Here is a 15,498-nt window from a genome sequence, read left to right as displayed (position 1 = left end):
GCGCTCATCGTTCCACCGCCCGCCGCATCAGGGCGCTCGCTTCGCGCAGTGTGGTGAGCTCGGCTTCGGTGTAGTCGACCTCGCGCAGCATGTCGGCCAGCAGCTCGTCGCGACGGCGGATGGTCTCGACCACGATCTCGGCACCGGCCGGGGTGATGTCGACCTGCACGCGTCGCCGGTCGTCCTCGTCGGGGGTGCGCATGACGAAGCCCTGCTCCTCGAGGCCGTTGATCGTGCTCGTCATCGATGGTGCGGTCACACGTTCGCGCTCGGCGAGCGTCGAGACCGTGCGTCGGCCGTTCATGCGCAGATCGGCGAGCACCGCCAGCTGCGCGTCGCTCATCGAGTCGGCGGCGCGGGCGCAGCGGAGGCGGCGGGCCAGCCGGAACGTGGCCATGCGAAGGTCTGTGGCGGTGAGGTGGAGGGATTCATCAGACGCAGACATTACTTAGAAAGCCTATCTAATTTTCCGGATGCCGTCTCGGCAGCGGGCACAATGGAGGAGTGACCCGAACGCTCGCCCTGGAAATCGCCGTGCAGGACCCCGCCGGAGTGCGCATCGCCAAGGAGGTCGGTGCCGCTCGCGTCGAGCTCGCGACGGCCCTCGCCCTCGGCGGACTCACCCCGTCGCCCGCGACGCTCGAGCTCGCCGTCGAGGCGGCAGGGATCGATGGCCCCGAGGTGCACGTGCTGATCCGCCCGCGTGCGGGCGGCTTCCACTACGACGACGACGAACTCGCCGTGGCCGAGCTCGATGTGCGCCGAGCGATCGCCGCCGGCGCCGCGGGCGTCGTCATCGGCGCCCTCGACGCCGAGGGGCGCCTCGACCTGTTCGCCATGGCGCGCCTCCGAGATGCCGCAGGCGGCGCCCCCGCGACGCTGCACCGCGCGATCGACGTGACGGCCGATCCGGTCGCGACGCTGCAGAGCGCCCGGGAGCTGGGCCTGCGTCGGGTGCTGACCTCGGGAGGAGCGTCGGCCGCGATCGACGGCATCGACACCCTGCGCGCGCTCGTCGCCGCCGCAGAGGGCGAGATCGAGATCATGGCGGGCAGCGGTGTCGACGCGACCAGCGCTCCCGTGCTCGCAGCCGCGGGAGTGGACGCGATCCACTTCTCCGCGAAGCGCGCCGTGACCGAAGACGGCGGAGTGCGGATGGGCTCAGCGTCCGACGGTGTCGGCGGCTACGAGGTCACCGATCGCGACACCGCCTTCGCGATCCGCGACGCCCTCGCGCGGTAGCCGCCTCTTCCGGTGATGGGTAGGCTCGCAGCGTGATGGATACCCGCGAGTTCACCGATGCCTATGGTGTCGACATCGTCTACGACGTCCATCCCGCCGAGGGGACCCCGCGCGGAGTGGTGCAGCTGCTGCACGGCGTCGGAGAGCACGCAGGGCGGTACGGTGCGCTGATCGCCGCGCTCACGGACGCCGGATTCCACGTCTACGCCGACGACCACCGCGGCCATGGCCGCACCGGCATCCGCCAGCACGGCGGTCCGGAGAAGCTCGGCCGTCTGGGCAAGGGCGGACTGCGTGCCGCCGAAGAGGCCGTGTGGCAGCTGACGGGCATCATCCGCGAGGAGAACCCCGACCTGCCGCTCGTGCTGCTCGGGCACTCGTGGGGATCGTTCCTCGCACAGATGCTCGTCAACGATCACCCCGATGCGTGGGACGCCGTGATCCTGTCCGGCTCTGCCCTGCGCATGCCGGGCTCGCTGAACGCCGCTCCGCTGAATGCGCGCTGGGCAGGTGAGGGCGCGACCGGGCTGGAATGGCTCAGCCGCGACCCGGCCGTATGGACCGCGTTCGACGAGGATCCGCTGACCACCGACGTGCCGCTGCTCAAGCTGTTCGGCCCGATCGAGGCGGCGAAGCTGTACGGCCGCCCCGCCAGGGACCTGGGGCACGACATCCCGATGCTCCTGCTGGTCGGGCGGGACGACCCGGTGGGCGGGCCCCGCAGCGTGCACAAGCTCGCCGACGAGTACCGCAACCGTTCAGGTCTCACCGACGTCACCACGCTCGTCTACCCCGACGCGCGCCACGAGATCTTCGCGGAGCTGCAGCAGGACGAGGTGCGCGCCGACGTGCTCGCCTGGCTCGACACGCACATCCCCGCGCGCTGAGCTCCCGGCTCCACCGCCGAGACCCATGCTCCTCGTCCACACCCACCGTGGCGACCGCTCGCCACGGTGGGTCTCGGCGGGGAGCGTGGGTGTGGGGGCGAGATGTTCCCGCGGGGTGCGGATGTAACGCGACGTTACGCGCGGTGAAGGCGTGTGACACGGGCGTCTCGCGCGCTGCGGGGTCACCGTAGATTCGGGGCAATATTCCGCGCATGAGCGAGGAGTGCCCCGCTCGGCGGCACCCCGCACGGGAGGGAGCGCTCCGATGAGCTTCGTGAAGGACTGGCAGGACTGGCACGCGTCCAGGGAGCGCTATGCGGGCTCGGAGTACGGTCCGTCGGCACTCGAGTCGACGAACTGGCTCATCACGGAGGCGGCGGCCGTCGACGGCATCCCCGGGCTCTGGGCGCTCACCGGTGATGGCGGTATCCGCGGCAGCGAGCTGGGTCAGGCGGGATCCACCGTCACGCTGCGGGGCGCACAGAGCATCCGGCTCGGGCGCCGCGAGCTACGCGTGTTCGAGCGCCACGGAACGATCGCCCTGCGCGTGCTGAATCCGGCTCGTCCGCAGCGCGAGTGGTTCACCGCGATCGATGCCTATGCCCCCGACGAGCGTTGGCGTCTGCCGGCGGTCTTCGAGGAGACACCCGACGAGCAGATCGTGATCACGTCGGTCGACGGCGATGCACGGGAGACGCCTGTCGCCGGTCGACTGCGCTTCGAGCTGGCGGGTGCGCCGCAGACGCTCACCGTGACCCGAGGCGCTCAGGGCGGGCTGAGCGCGGTGTTCGCCGACGGGACGAACGGGCTCGAGACCTATCGCTTCCGGTTCCTTCCGGTCGACGAACCGGCTGCGGACGGCACGGCCGTGATCGACTTCAACCGCGCCTATCTGCCGCCGTGCGCGTTCTCCGACCAGTTCGTGTGCCCGCTCCCGCCCGCCGGGAACCGGTACTCGACCCCGATCCGCGCGGGCGAGCGCGTGGTCGTGCTCGGAGGCTGACCCGCCGGAACGAGGGCCGCGCGCCTTAAGCTGGAACCGTGCACGGTGAATACAAGGTCCCAGGTGGAAAGCTCGTCGTCGTCGACCTCGAGATCGAGGACGACCGGATCTCCCGCTTCCGGCTCGCCGGCGACTTCTTCCTCGAGCCCGACTCGGCGTTGGACGACATCAACGCCGCCGTCGACGGACTGCCCGTGGAGTCTGATGCGACGGCGATCGCCGCAGCCGTCCGCGCTGCGCTGCCCGAGGGCGCCCAACTGCTCGGGTTCACACCGGAGGCCGTCGGAACCGCGGTGCGTCGCGCACTCGTGACCGCCCCCGGGTGGCGCGACTTCGACTGGGAGATCGTGCACGAGAAGGCTGCGTCGCCGCGCATGAACCTCGCGCTCGACGAGGTGCTCACCTCCCGCGTCGGCGAGGGGCGGCGCCGTCCCACCCTGCGCATCTGGGAGTGGGACCAGTCTGCCGTGGTGATCGGATCGTTCCAGTCGTATCGCAACGAGGTCGACCCCGAAGGCGCCGCGAAGCACGGATTCGACGTCGTCCGTCGTATCTCCGGCGGCGGGGCGATGCTCATGGCCGCGGGGCAGATCATCACCTATTCGCTGTATGTGCCGGCTTCGCTCGTGGCGGGGATGACCTTCGCCGACTCCTACGCCTTCCTCGACGACTGGGTGCTGCAGGCGCTCCGTTCGCTCGGCATCGAAGCGGTCTACCAGCCGCTCAACGACATCGCGAGCCCGACCGGCAAGATCGGCGGCGCCGCCCAGAAGCGGCTCGCCAACGGGGGAGTGCTGCATCATGCGACCCTGTCCTACGACATCGACGGTCAGGTGATGACCGAGGTGCTGCGCATCGGGCGCGAGAAGCTCAGCGACAAGGGGACCGCCTCTGCCGCCAAGCGCGTCGACCCGCTGCGCAGTCAGACCGGCCTCGAGCGCGCCGAGATCATCGAACGATTCAAGGACACCTTCCGCTCGCTGACCGACGCCGAGACCGGGTCGATCTCGGCTGACGAGTACGCCGCCGCCGAGGCGCTCGTGGAGTCGAAGTTCGCCACCGAGGCCTGGCTGCATCGGGTGCCGTGACGGCGCCGGACCCTCACCTCCCCCCTGCGGCGGACACTCCGGACGTCGCGCCTGCCACCGTGTCCGTGCCAGAGCCGGTCGTGCCAGAGCCGGTCATGCCAGAGCCGGTCGTGCCCGGTGCGGTGACCATCGTCGAGGGTGACAACCTCGCCGTCGCCGCGACCCTGCCTTCCGGTTCGTTCACGCTCGTGTACCTGGACCCGCCGTTCAACACCGGCCGCACGCAGGAGCGGCAGGTGGTGACCGCACGGCGCACGTTCGCAACTCCTCGAGAACCGGCGCCGGCCACGGACACGATCCCGGAGCTCCGCGACCTCGTGCGGGTGACCGGTACGGATCCGAGGAGTTCTTCACCGGAGCCGGAAGAGACAGCGCCGGCCGCGGACGCCGAGGTGCGGCACGGCTTCCACGGCCACGCCTACGAGCGGGTGCGCGGGATGCTGCGCGCCTATGACGACCGCTTCGACGACTACGGCTCCTTCCTGATGCCACGGCTCGAAGAGGCATGGCGGCTGCTCGCCGACGACGGCACGCTGTACCTTCACCTCGATTACCGGGAGGCGCACTACGCGAAGGTCATGCTCGATGCGGTGTTCGGGCGGGACTGCTTCCTCAACGAGCTCATCTGGGCGTACGACTACGGCGCCAAGTCGCGCAGCCGCTGGCCCACCAAGCACGACACGATCCTGGTGTACGTGAAGAACCCTCGAGGGTACGTCTTCAACTCCGACGAGGTCGACCGCGAGCCGTACATGGCCCCCGGCCTCGTCACCGCCGAGAAGGCGGCGCGCGGCAAGCTGCCCACCGATGTGTGGTGGCACACGATCGTGCCCACCACCGGTCGGGAGAAGACCGGCTATCCCACGCAGAAGCCCGAGGGGATCCTGCGACGCATCGTCACGGCGTCGAGTCGTCCTGGCGACCGTGTGCTGGACCTCTTCGCGGGCAGTGGGACGACAGGGGCGGTGGCATCGGCGCTCGGACGCGACGCCGTGCTGATCGACGACAACCCCGAGGCCGTCAGGATCATGAAGACGCGGATGCCGCACGCCGAGGTGACATCGCTTCGCTGAACCGCACTCCGCCGGAGTCGCCGGAACCGCTCCGTCAGGAGGGGCGGAGCAGCACGAGGAACTGCTCGATCTCGGCGGCCATGTCGAGCGAGGGATCGAGCATCCACGCAGCCTGCAGCCCATCGGCCAAGGCATGCAGGGTGCGGACGACCCATGCCGGGTCGAGGTCGGCGCGGATCCGTCCCTGTTCCTGGTCGACGACGAGCTGGGCGCGGGTGAAGGCCTCGATGCGTTCGGTGCGCTCGCGGAAGTAGGTGTGGGCGGGGTGGGCAGGATCTCCGGCTTCGGCGGCCAGCTGCGCGTAGAGCTGCACGAGACCGGGGACGGATGCGTTGTGACGGATGACGGCGAGGAACGCGGCCGAGGCGTCTTCGCCGGCGTACTGCTGTTCGTCACGGTCGTCTCTGGCGCGGAGGATCGCGACGAACAGCTCCTCTTTGCTGCCGAAGTAGTGCAGCAGGCCCGCGGGGCTGAGTCCGGCGGCGTCCGCGATCTCTCGGACCGACGCTTTGCGGTAACCGTGCTCGGCCACCACGGCGAGTGCCGCTTCGAGGATCTCCTCGCGCTTGGCGACGCCCTTCGCGTATGCCCCCCGTGTAGCCATCGCTCCAGGGTAACCGTCACGGTCGGATCACAAAAACCAAACAACGTTCGTGAATCGCTTGCGCGGAGAGTCGACGATCTGTCAGCATGTCCGACGAATACCAAACACCGTTTGGTATTGACCCGATCACGCTCAACGACCCGATCACGCTCAACGAGGAGCCGACATGTCCGTGTCCCCGCTCGACCCCGCCGCTGATATCGCCCCGACCGGCACCATCCGCTCCGTTCCGCCCGCCGCGGGAGAACCGGCGGCGAGTCCGCCCGCGAATCGGCGGCTGCTGCCCAGCCTGCTGATCGCCTCGCTGACCCTGTTCGCCACCTACGGCGGGCTCATCGCGATCCTCCTGCCCAGCCAGGTGCTGATGATCGACGAGGCGAACAAGGTCGGCAACCTCGCCGTCGTCACCACCATCTCGTTCGTCTTCACCCTGTTCGCGCAGCCGATCGTCGGGGCGTTGAGCGATCGCACGCGCTCGCGGTTCGGACGCCGGGTGCCGTGGATGGTGCTCGGCGCCGTCATCGGCGGCATCTTCCTGTTCGGCATGGGCTCGCTGACGGACATCCTCTGGATCACGGTGTTCTGGGTGATCATCCAGGTGGCGCTGAACTTCTTCCAGGCCCCGCTGACGGCCATCACCGCCGACCGTTTCCCGCGGTCGAAGCGTGGCGGCGCGAGCGCGATGATCGGTCTCGGTACGCAGGTCGGCATGACGGTGGGCATCATGCTCGCCGGGGCGTTCGCCGCGCAGATCGGCATCGGCTACGCGGCGTTCGGTGGAGCGGTGATCGTGGCGGCGCTGCTGTTCGCCGTGGTGAACCGCGACTGGTCGTCGAAGCACGCGGCGGTGGACCCGTTCCGATGGGGCGCCTTCTTCCGGGGCTTCTGGATCGACCCGCGCCGCCACCCCGACTTCGCATGGGCGTTCGGGGCGCGGTTCCTGCTGATCCTCGGCTACTTCGTCGTCAGCTCGTACCAGCTGTACATGCTCACCGACTACATCGGGCTGCCCCTGACGGAGGCCCAGGGCGCGGTCGTCACGCTCACCCTCGTGGCCTTCATCCCGACCCTGGTCGCCATCGGGCTCTCCGGGTGGTGGAGCGACAGGGTCGGTCGCCGCAAGGTGTTCATCTACGCCGCGTCCGTCGTGATGGTGGCAGGGCTCGCGATGCCGCTGCTGCAGCCGAACATGACGGGCATGATCCTGATGAGCATCATCAACGGCATCGGTTTCGGGCTGTACATGTCGGTGGACGCCGCGCTCATGACCGAGGTCCTCCCGAACGAGGGGGTCTCCGCGGGCAAGGACCTCGGCATCCTGAACGTGGCGACCAACGTGCCGCAGGCCCTGAGCCCCGCGATCGGCGGCGTCATCATCACGGCGCTCGGAGGCTACGCGATGCTGTTCGTCTTCGCGATCGTGTTCGTGATCCTCGCCGCCGTGGCGACCGCGCCGATCAAGGGAGTGCGCTGATGACCGGGAACGACCGGGAGAATACTGTCATGACCGATACCGATTCCGAGACGACCGCCGACTTCGTCGAGGTGGCCACGGCCGCCGGACGAGTGCGTGGCCGCTGGCGTCCGACCACGGGAGGGCGGGGCAATCCGCGATCGGCGGCTTTCCTCGGCATCCCGTTCGCCGAAGCGCCGATCGGTGCACTGCGCTTCCAGGCGCCCGTGCCGAAGGCGCCGTGGGAGGGCGTGCGCGATGCCCTCGAGTTCGCGGCGACCGCGCAGCGCGGAGACCCCGGCGTCACGCTCATCCCCGAGCCGAGCATCGAGGGCGACGCCACGCTCAACGTGAACGTGTTCACCCCGGACCCGAGCCGAGCGGAGCAGGGGGCCGGGCTCCCTGTGCTCGTGTGGATCCACGGCGGCGGCTATTTCGCGGGCTCGCCTGCCAGCCCCTGGTACGACGGGCGCAATTTCAACCGCGACGGCGTCGTCACGGTCTCGCTCTCCTACCGGCTGGGCTTCGACGGCTTCGGCTGGATCGAGGATGCGCCCTCGAACCGTGGTGTGCGCGACTGGCTGCTCGCCCTCGAATGGGTGCAGCAGAACATCGCGGAGTTCGGCGGGGATCCGTCGCGCGTCACGATCGCCGGGCAGTCCGCGGGCGGAGGTGCGGTGCTCACCCTGCTCGGCATGGAGCAGGCGCAGCACCTGTTCCACGGTGTCTACGCGATCTCGGGCGCGCTCGCCGATGTGGGTGCCACGCGGTCGGAGGCCTTCGGGCGTGCGCTCGCCGCTGCGGCGGGGGTCGAGCCGACCGTGGCAGGGTTCTCGTCGCTGCGCGAGGAACGCATCCTCGAGCTGCAGAAGAAGGCCACGGAGCTCGGTCCCTCTTCCCTGGGCAGCGTGATCGACGAGGGGCTCCCGCTCGGGCCGACGGTCGACGGCGATCTGCTGCCGCGCTCCACGCGCGAGGCTCTGCGGGCCGGCGTGGGCGCGGACAAGCCGCTCGTCCTCGGCGCGACGGACGACGAGTTCACGATGGTGCTCTCCGGGGCCGAGAAGAAGCTGCGCTGGGTGCCGAGGTCGCTCCTGCTCAACAAGCTGGGACTGCCGAAAGCCGTGCGGAAGGAGTACCTCGCCGCGAATGCCGACATCGCAGGTCTCGGCAAAGCGCGCCTGGGCGGGCGCCTGCTGACCGACCGGATGTTCCGGACGTCGCTGCTGAACGCGCTCGCCGACCGCGGCTCGGCACCCACCTGGCTGTACCGGTTCTCCTGGCCGTCCGGACACTTCGGCTTCGCCGAGCACTGCCTCGACGTGCCGTTCTTCTTCGACTGCCTCGACGGCCCTGCCATGGAGCCGCTCGCCGGATCGAACCCTCCGCAGGAGCTGGCCGACGAGGTGCACGGGGCGGCCGTCGCGTTCATCGCCGGGGGTGACCCAGGGTGGCCACGCCATCAGGGTGCCGCGGGCATCGCCCGGGTCTACGACGTGCCGACGCGCGACGTCGCCGACGCCTACGCGTCCGTGCGTCCGCTGCTGCGCGCGACCTGACCCGGGTGCGAATCGCGTGGATGGCTCCATTCCCGGGGGAGACGGGACCATTCACGCGATTCGAAAGCGCCAGCAGGATCAGCTGACGCGGTAGGCGCGGTAGTGCACGGCGTCGGTGCGGCGCTGGGCGGCCGCGACGAAGAGCTGCCGCTGGAGGTCGACGAGGGAGGACACCGCCGTCTCGATCGCGACCGTCGTGCGGAAGTAGTACGCGGTGGGATCCACGTCCTCTCCTCGCCCGAGTCGCTCCAGCACCTCCGGTGCTCCGGTGCGCACCCCTCTCGCATGTAGCAGCAGCAGGTCGCCGGATACGGTGCGCGCCGAGTAGCGCCCGTCGATCTCGATCGTGCCGTCGGGGCGTAGGAGTTGCCAATCCGCACCGCCGGGGAGGATCTCGGCGTCGACGATGCCCGTGATGCGTCCGCCGAGGATCGGGACGACCCGGCGATGGCCGGCACTGGTCGCACCGTGGTCCTCCAGCGGGCCGAGACGAACCGTGACATCGAAGGCGGTCTCGAGCGTCGGAGTGGGCAGCAGATCGTGCAGAGTCTTCACGGAACGTCCTCGTGTGTCGTGGAGGGGGCGGTCTCCGGGTAGGTGAGTGCGGCGCAGAGTCGCTCGAGCGCGGGCAGGGCGGCGTCGAGGGCCGCGCGATCGGCGTCGTCGAGCCCGCGGCCGACACGCGTCACGAGGGCCGTGTTCACCGCATCGAAGCGGTCGAACAGCGAGAGTGCCTCGGCTGATGCGCGCACCACCACTCGACGTCCGTCGGACGGGTCGGGGCCGCGCTCGATGAGCCCGTCGGCCTCCATCGCGCCGAGGAGGTTGCTGACGGTCGACCGCTGCAGCCGCAGCTGTGCGGCGATCTGCGCCGGGCCTCTGCTCGTGCCCCGCGGGAGGGTGCGCAGCACGTCGATCTGCGCGTCCGACAGCTCGGGCAGACCCGCTTCCGCGCGGGTCGCCGCGAGCAGCGCCCGCCGCAGCGGGGAGATGACGGCCGCGAGCCGGGCGGCGTCGAGCGCGGTCATCCGCGGGCCCCGGTCGCCGGCACCGCGGAGTCGTCGCGTGGCGGGGTGAGCGACGGCCGTTCGTTGAGCAACTCGGGCAGGAAGCCGGCCGCGACCTTGTAGTCGGTCGCGATCCGTCGGCGTTCGGCGAGGGGGATCACCTCGTCGATGTCGCTGAAGCCCTCGGGTGCGCGTTCGTGCGCGAGCTGCATCACCCGCTCCGGTCCTGTAGCGCGCGTTCCGGCGAGGAGCGCGGCCATCGCCGGACGGCGGGCCTCCTCATAGCGGGCGAGCGCGTCGTCGATGCCCGAGAGAGTGTCGTCGGCACCCGCGAGATGGAAGGCGAGCGTGCGGGCGTCGAGGATCGCCTGCGACCCGCCGTTCGAACCGTTCGGGTACATCGCGTGCGCCGCGTCGCCGACCAGCGTGGTGCGACCGAACGTCCAGCGCGGCAGCGGGTCGCGGTCGACCATCGGATATTCGAGGATCTCGTCGGCTGCGGCGATGGCCGCCGGCACGTCGAGCCAGTCGAAGCTCCATCCGCGGAACAGCTCGGCGATGGGTGCAGGGTCGACGGCGCGGTTCCAGTCCGCGTCGCCGCTGCCGCCGACCCGACGTTCGGCGATGAAGTTCACGAGCATCCGGCCGTCGGCGTCCGTCTCCGACAGGGGGTAGGCGACGAACTTCTGCTCGCCGTCGCCCGCCATGATCATGGTGCGTCCGTCGAGGAACGCGGGGATGCGGGTGATGCCGCGCCACAGGGTCAGCCCACTCCACGGCGGAGCACCCTCTTCGGGGAAGCGCTGGGCACGCAGGGCGGAGTGGATGCCGTCGGCGCCGATGATCACGTCGGCGGTCGCCTCGACGTCACCGCCGTCGGTGGCGAACCGCGCGGTCTCAGTGCCGTCGGGGTTCGACGTGGTGCCGATCAGTCGGTGTCCGAGGCGGATCGGCTCGGCGAGGCGGGCCTCCGCGAGGTCGCGGAGCGCCAGCTGCAGTCGACCGCGGTGCACCGACAGCTGGGGCCAGTGGTATCCGGCTTCGAGGCCGCGCGGCTCGCTCCAGATCGCCTGTCCGCGGCGCGTGAAGTAGCTGAGGGTTGCGGGGGCGACGCCCGTTGCGGCGATCGTCTCGGCGACGCCGAGCTCGGTGAGTTCCCGCATGGCGTGCGGCAGCAGATTGATGCCGACGCCGAGTCCGCGGATGGCGCTGCTGCGCTCGAACAGGGTGACGTCGCGCAGTCCGGCCTCGTGCAGGCTGATCGCCGTGGCGAGTCCGCCGATGCCCGCACCGATGACGATGATCTTCATCGATCTCTTCCTCCCGCCGCTCACCGTGAGCGGCGGGAGTAGTTTTGCAACAAAATCATCTCGAGCGCAAGGCCCGAGTGTCAGGACTCCTGCGCCGTGCGGGCGGCCGACTCGATGATCACGTCCACGCCGAGCAGGAACAGCTCGCGATCCTGCAGCTCGGACAGCAAGACGCTGTTGTCGGCGATCAGCGGGAACTGGCGGGGATCGGCGAGCAGCGGGGAGTCGATCCACGGACTGTCGCCCTCGTCGGCGTCGCGCCCCGCATGCGCACGCGCGATCCCGGCCGCGCCGGACAGCACGTGCGACGCGAGGAGGGCGTAGTGCCGCACCAGGTCCTGCCCGCGCAGGCCTGCACGGTGGAAGGCGTCGAGCATGAGCTCGATCGCGGCGAGCTCGCCCGGGCCGTGAGTGGTGAGCGTGGTGGCCTCCGAGCCGATGGCGGGATAGCGCGTGAACAGCGCCAGGGTCGCTTCGCTGAGCATGCGCAGCCGCCCGCGCCAGTCCTCGACCGGAAGATCGACGGAGGCGGCCGCCTCGCCGTTGAGCTCGTCGAGGAGCGCGCTCATCAGGGCGTCCTTGCTGGCGAAGTGGCGATAGATCGCCGTGGGGTCGGCGCCGAGCCTGCTTCCGAGGTCGCGCACCGAGATCGATGCCGCCCCGGTCTCGGCGAGTTCCTTCCCGGCATCGATGATCATCGCGCTGTCGAGCCGCACGCGGGTGGGGGCCTTGCTGTTCGCCATCGTGTCTCCGGTCTTCCTCGCTCCATCGTGCCACGAGAAGGCGCGATCGCTCTCCGCAGGATAGAACTCCTGCCACAATGCTGACAACGGTGTTGACATCAGTGAGGGCGGGGGATAGCTTTATCGCGTTCCAGCAACTTCGACGACGAAGAAAGGCGCACGATGTCGCGCGAGCTCATCTTCCACGGGGGTCCCGTGTTCACCGGAAGCGGTGCACCGCTCGATCAGCACGCGGTGGTCGTCCGCGACGGACGCATCGCCGCCGTCATCCCCGAGAGCGGGGTCGACGCCATCGCCGCCCCCGATGCGGCGCGGATCGATCTCGACGGCGCGCTGCTCAGCCCCGGCTTCCAGGATGCGCACATCCATCCGGTCGGCGGCGGCATCGAACTCCTGCAGTGCAACCTGTCGGAGGCCGAGGACGCGGCCGACACCGCAGCCCGCGTACGCGCCTACGCAGACGCCCACCCCGACGAGGAGTGGATCCTCGGTGGCGGCTGGAGCATGGACCACTTCCCCGGCGGGAACCCGCCCCGCGCCCTGCTCGACGAGGCGACCGGTGGCCGGCCCGTGCTGCTGCAGAGCCGCGACCACCACAGCACCTGGGCGAGCACCGAGGCGATCCGGCGTGCTGCCGTGACGGCGGAGACGCCAGACCCCGAAGACGGCCGCATCGTGCGCGAGGCCGACGGATACCCCGCGGGCACGTTCCACGAGGGCGCCGGCGACCTGTTCGCGCACGTGCGCCCGGTGACCTCGACCGATCTCGCCTACCAGGGGCTCCTCCGCGCGCAGGAGGAGCTCATCGCCCTCGGGATCACCGGCTGGCAGGACGCGATGGTCGGCGCCGACGTCGCCGGCATCGCCGACCCGATCTCCGCCTACGAGCGCGCACTGGAGGAAGGGACTCTCGCGGTGCACGTCGTCGGCGCGCAATGGTGGGTGCGGGACGGCGGCATCGACCAGGTCGAGCGCATGGTCGCCCGACGGGAGACTGCGGCCGCAGCGCACCCGGACCGCCGGCTCGACCTCGGCACCACGAAGATCATGGTCGACGGCGTCGCCGAGAACCAGACAGCTGCGATGCTCACGCCCTACCGCGACGAGACGGGTCACGACACCTGCAACCACGGCCTCAGCTTCATCGACCCGGAGCGGCTGCGCGAGTACGTGATCGCCCTGGACGCCGCGGGTCAGCAGGTGCACATGCACGCCCTCGGCGACCGTGCCGTGCGGGAGGCCCTCGACGCGCTGCAGTCCGCGCGCGAGGTCAACGGCGAGCCGGTGGGGCGCCACCATCTCGCACACCTCCAGATCGTCGCTGAAGCCGACGTGGCCCGCTTCGCCGACCTCGACGCCGTCGCCAACCTGCAGGCGCTGTGGGCGACGCACGAAGACCAGCTGGACGAGCTGACGCTGCCGTTCCTGCAGGACGGCCAGGAGGCGCGGCAGTATCCGTTCGGCGACTTCGCCAGGGCCGGCGTGCGCCTGGCCGCCGGCAGCGACTGGCCGGTCTCGAGCGCCGACCCGATCGCCGCGATCCACATCGCCGTCAACCGGGCCTACCCGGACTCGACCCAGCCCCCGCTCGGCGGGGCACATCAGCGCCTCGACCTCGAGACGGCGCTCGCCGCCTACACCTCGGGCAGTGCCTACGTGAACCGGCGTGATGACGATACCGGCAGTATCCGCGAGGGCTACCTCGCGAACCTCGTCGTGCTCGATCCGAACCCGTTCGCTGTCGCCGCGGATGATCTGTACCGCACCAGGGTCACCTCGACCTGGATCGAGGGGGAACTCGTGCACACCGCATCCCCCGAACCCGAACCCCGCACCTCTCACAACACCTCTCGCCCCCAGGAGTCCTGATGCACCGCTCGCTCCGCACCCACCCTGTCCTCCGCACCGGTGCCGCCCTCACCGGCATCCTCGCCGTCGTCGCGCTCGCCGCGTGCAGCCCTGCCGCATCGAACGGCGGCGACGGCGACAAGGGGACCATCGACTGGAAGATCACCGATACGACGGCCGCGCCCAGCGGCGACATCGACTCGTTCACGTTCGCCAGCTACGCAGAGCCCTATTCGCTCGACTACGCCTACGCGTTCGACTACGCCGACAACCAGGTGCTCGCCAACGTGTGCGAGTCGCTGCTGCGCCTCAACCCCGACTTCTCGCTCACGCCCTCGCTGGCGGAGTCGTTCGAGCATCCGACGCCGGAAACGTGGGTGTACAACATCCGGCAGGGGGTCACCTTCCACGACGGCACGCCCCTCACTGCGGCGGATGTCGTCGCCTCGATGTCGCGCCACCTGGACCCCGCCGTGGGGTCGTCGTGGTTCTCCGTCTACCAGAACGTCGTCGACATCTCGCAGACCGGCAACCACCAGGTGACCGTGACGATGTCCGGCCCGGACTCGCAGTTCAACCTGTCGATGGGAGGCTCGGCCGGGGTCATCGAATCGGCGGCGACGCTCGCCGCGAAGGGTGCCGACTACGGCAACTCGACCGGTGGGGTCAACTGCACAGGGCCCTTCTCGTTCACCGGGTGGGAGTCGGGGGAGTCGATCACCCTCACCCGCTACGACGACTACTGGGACGACGCCTTGAAGGCGCACTCCGGCGAGGTGCGCTTCGTGTTCATGGGCGACTCCACCGCGCGGGTGAACGCGCTGAAGTCCGGCAGCGTCGACGGGAGCTGGATGATCCCTATCGAGGCGGTGCCGCAGCTCGAGGCATCGGGCAAGGGCGATGCGCTCTTCGGGGCCTCGACCGCCGTCGGCAACCTCGTCATCAGCAACCTCGAGGGTCCGCTTGGCGATCTGCGGGTGCGCAAGGCGCTGCTCCTCGCGATGGACCGGGACGGCATCGTGCAGGCCGCGGCACGCGGGGTCGGCGAGGTGACGGACGTCTTCACCACGGAGGCGGTGTGGCGGGACGCCTCCGAGACCGCGCAGACGGCGGCGTTCGACGACGTGACGCACTACGAGCAGAACCTGGAGGAGGCCAAGAAGCTCATCGCCGAGGCCGGCGCCGAGGGCGCGGAGCTCACCTACGTCACCGCGCCGATCGGCAACGACTTCGCCGTGATCTCGCAGGCCACGGCCGCGGCAGCGCAGTCCATCGGGCTGAAGGTGAACATCGAGTCGGTGAGTCCTGCCGCGTACACGGCGCTGTTCTCCGATCCGAGCGCCCGTGAGGGTGTCGACCTCTTCTACACGAGCTGGTACCTCTCCAGTCCCGACGCCCTCGAGATGTACTCGGTGCTGCGCACGGGGGAGTTCAGCAACTACGGAGGCTGGAGCGACCCCGAGTTCGACGAGGTGGTGAGTCAGGCCATCGCGACGGACGACCCGGCGGCGCGCAGCGAGCTCACGGCCAAGGCCCAGCAGATCGCGAACGCCGAGCTCCCATGGCTGCCGCTCTCCACCGGACCGCTGCCGCTGTTCCAGGGCGAGCGCATCTCCGGGGTGTCCCCCTCGATGGCGTTCCTCTACTACCCGTGGGCCGCAGAGATCGGCGCCCGCTGACG

The 15,498-nt window shown here is 69.9% G+C and carries 15 protein-coding genes; 9 read left to right on the top strand and 6 right to left on the bottom strand.

Going from position 1 to position 15,498, the window contains the following annotated elements:
- Positions 1–4 precede the first annotated feature (4 nt).
- Entirely contained in the window at positions 5–445 is a 441-nt protein-coding gene (locus AB4070_RS09800; RefSeq protein ID WP_441979916.1) for a MarR family winged helix-turn-helix transcriptional regulator, read from the bottom strand.
- A gap of 59 nt (positions 446–504) precedes the next feature.
- On the opposite strand from AB4070_RS09800, the gene AB4070_RS09795 reads away from it, so the two are divergent.
- The 5 genes from AB4070_RS09795 (at position 505) to AB4070_RS09775 (ending at position 5,293) form a co-directional block, all read left to right on the top strand.
- Positions 505–1,242: a copper homeostasis protein CutC gene (locus AB4070_RS09795; RefSeq protein ID WP_441979915.1), complete on the top strand. Its 738-nt coding sequence runs from the start codon at positions 505–507 to the stop codon at positions 1,240–1,242.
- A 35-nt stretch (positions 1,243–1,277) separates the two neighbouring features.
- Positions 1,278–2,129, top strand: a complete 852-nt coding sequence (locus tag AB4070_RS09790) for an alpha/beta fold hydrolase (RefSeq protein WP_441980562.1) — start codon at positions 1,278–1,280, stop codon at positions 2,127–2,129.
- Between the two features lie 265 nt (positions 2,130–2,394).
- Positions 2,395–3,132, top strand: a complete 738-nt coding sequence (locus tag AB4070_RS09785; RefSeq protein ID WP_441979914.1) for a DUF1684 domain-containing protein — start codon at positions 2,395–2,397, stop codon at positions 3,130–3,132.
- 38 nt (positions 3,133–3,170) lie between these two features.
- Positions 3,171–4,220, top strand: a complete 1,050-nt coding sequence (locus tag AB4070_RS09780; RefSeq protein ID WP_441979913.1) for a lipoate--protein ligase family protein — start codon at positions 3,171–3,173, stop codon at positions 4,218–4,220.
- A 95-nt stretch (positions 4,221–4,315) separates the two neighbouring features.
- Positions 4,316–5,293 (top strand): DNA-methyltransferase, encoded by a 978-nt coding sequence (locus tag AB4070_RS09775; protein ID WP_441979912.1) that lies wholly within the window; start codon positions 4,316–4,318, stop codon positions 5,291–5,293.
- A 34-nt stretch (positions 5,294–5,327) separates the two neighbouring features.
- Here AB4070_RS09775 and AB4070_RS09770 read toward each other — a convergent pair whose 3' ends face one another.
- On the bottom strand, positions 5,328–5,897 hold the full coding sequence (locus AB4070_RS09770) for a TetR/AcrR family transcriptional regulator (protein ID WP_441979911.1): 570 nt from the start codon (positions 5,895–5,897) through the stop codon (positions 5,328–5,330).
- 166 nt (positions 5,898–6,063) lie between these two features.
- Here AB4070_RS09770 and AB4070_RS09765 point away from each other — a divergent pair, with 166 nt between their 5' ends.
- Together AB4070_RS09765 and AB4070_RS09760 are read left to right on the top strand one after the other, a co-directional pair.
- Positions 6,064–7,371 (top strand): MFS transporter, encoded by a 1,308-nt coding sequence (locus AB4070_RS09765; protein ID WP_441979910.1) that lies wholly within the window; start codon positions 6,064–6,066, stop codon positions 7,369–7,371.
- 29 nt (positions 7,372–7,400) lie between these two features.
- On the top strand, positions 7,401–8,909 hold the full coding sequence (locus tag AB4070_RS09760; protein ID WP_441979909.1) for a carboxylesterase/lipase family protein: 1,509 nt from the start codon (positions 7,401–7,403) through the stop codon (positions 8,907–8,909).
- Between the two features lie 78 nt (positions 8,910–8,987).
- On the opposite strand, the gene AB4070_RS09755 is transcribed toward AB4070_RS09760, so the two are convergent.
- From AB4070_RS09755 to AB4070_RS09740, 4 genes are all read right to left on the bottom strand, one after another.
- Positions 8,988–9,464: a DUF3237 domain-containing protein gene (locus AB4070_RS09755; RefSeq protein ID WP_441979908.1), complete on the bottom strand. Its 477-nt coding sequence runs from the start codon at positions 9,462–9,464 to the stop codon at positions 8,988–8,990.
- A complete protein-coding gene (locus AB4070_RS09750) occupies positions 9,461–9,937 on the bottom strand; it encodes a MarR family winged helix-turn-helix transcriptional regulator (RefSeq protein ID WP_441979907.1) in 477 nt (158 codons plus the stop codon). The genes AB4070_RS09755 and AB4070_RS09750 overlap by 4 nt, the downstream gene beginning before the upstream one ends.
- Entirely contained in the window at positions 9,934–11,226 is a 1,293-nt protein-coding gene (locus AB4070_RS09745) for a flavin-dependent oxidoreductase (protein WP_441979906.1), read from the bottom strand. The genes AB4070_RS09750 and AB4070_RS09745 overlap by 4 nt, the downstream gene beginning before the upstream one ends.
- A gap of 80 nt (positions 11,227–11,306) precedes the next feature.
- Positions 11,307–11,969: a TetR/AcrR family transcriptional regulator gene (locus AB4070_RS09740; protein WP_441979905.1), complete on the bottom strand. Its 663-nt coding sequence runs from the start codon at positions 11,967–11,969 to the stop codon at positions 11,307–11,309.
- Positions 11,970–12,131: 162 nt separating this feature from the next.
- Here AB4070_RS09740 and AB4070_RS09735 point away from each other — a divergent pair, with 162 nt between their 5' ends.
- Positions 12,132–13,838 carry an amidohydrolase gene (locus AB4070_RS09735; RefSeq protein ID WP_441979904.1) on the top strand — a complete coding sequence of 569 codons (1,707 nt, stop codon included), beginning with the start codon at positions 12,132–12,134 and terminating at the stop codon, positions 13,836–13,838.
- Positions 13,838–15,496 (top strand): ABC transporter substrate-binding protein, encoded by a 1,659-nt coding sequence (locus AB4070_RS09730; RefSeq protein ID WP_441979903.1) that lies wholly within the window; start codon positions 13,838–13,840, stop codon positions 15,494–15,496. The genes AB4070_RS09735 and AB4070_RS09730 overlap by 1 nt, the downstream gene beginning before the upstream one ends.
- Positions 15,497–15,498: the final 2 nt, after the last annotated feature.

Source organism: Microbacterium sp. 2RAF4, assembly GCF_052115285.1.
In the GTDB taxonomy this organism is placed as follows: Bacteria; Actinomycetota; Actinomycetes; order Actinomycetales; family Microbacteriaceae; genus Microbacterium; species Microbacterium oxydans.
The sequence above is the reverse complement of the archived record's forward strand: the minus strand, read 5'-3'. Positions and strand labels throughout refer to the sequence as shown.

Coding starts and splice junctions, on each gene's coding strand:
- AB4070_RS09730 (WP_441979903.1), top strand. CDS start 13,838: ATGCACCGCTCGCTCCGCACCCACCCTGTCCTCCGCACCGGTGCCGCC.
- AB4070_RS09750 (WP_441979907.1), bottom strand. CDS start 9,937: ATGACCGCGCTCGACGCCGCCCGGCTCGCGGCCGTCATCTCCCCGCTG.
- AB4070_RS09770 (WP_441979911.1), bottom strand. CDS start 5,897: ATGGCTACACGGGGGGCATACGCGAAGGGCGTCGCCAAGCGCGAGGAG.
- AB4070_RS09785 (WP_441979914.1), top strand. CDS start 2,395: ATGAGCTTCGTGAAGGACTGGCAGGACTGGCACGCGTCCAGGGAGCGC.
- AB4070_RS09775 (WP_441979912.1), top strand. CDS start 4,316: ATGCCAGAGCCGGTCGTGCCCGGTGCGGTGACCATCGTCGAGGGTGAC.
- AB4070_RS09790 (WP_441980562.1), top strand. CDS start 1,278: ATGGATACCCGCGAGTTCACCGATGCCTATGGTGTCGACATCGTCTAC.
- AB4070_RS09760 (WP_441979909.1), top strand. CDS start 7,401: ATGACCGATACCGATTCCGAGACGACCGCCGACTTCGTCGAGGTGGCC.
- AB4070_RS09740 (WP_441979905.1), bottom strand. CDS start 11,969: ATGGCGAACAGCAAGGCCCCCACCCGCGTGCGGCTCGACAGCGCGATG.
- AB4070_RS09735 (WP_441979904.1), top strand. CDS start 12,132: ATGTCGCGCGAGCTCATCTTCCACGGGGGTCCCGTGTTCACCGGAAGC.
- AB4070_RS09745 (WP_441979906.1), bottom strand. CDS start 11,226: ATGAAGATCATCGTCATCGGTGCGGGCATCGGCGGACTCGCCACGGCG.
- AB4070_RS09765 (WP_441979910.1), top strand. CDS start 6,064: ATGTCCGTGTCCCCGCTCGACCCCGCCGCTGATATCGCCCCGACCGGC.
- AB4070_RS09800 (WP_441979916.1), bottom strand. CDS start 445: ATGTCTGCGTCTGATGAATCCCTCCACCTCACCGCCACAGACCTTCGC.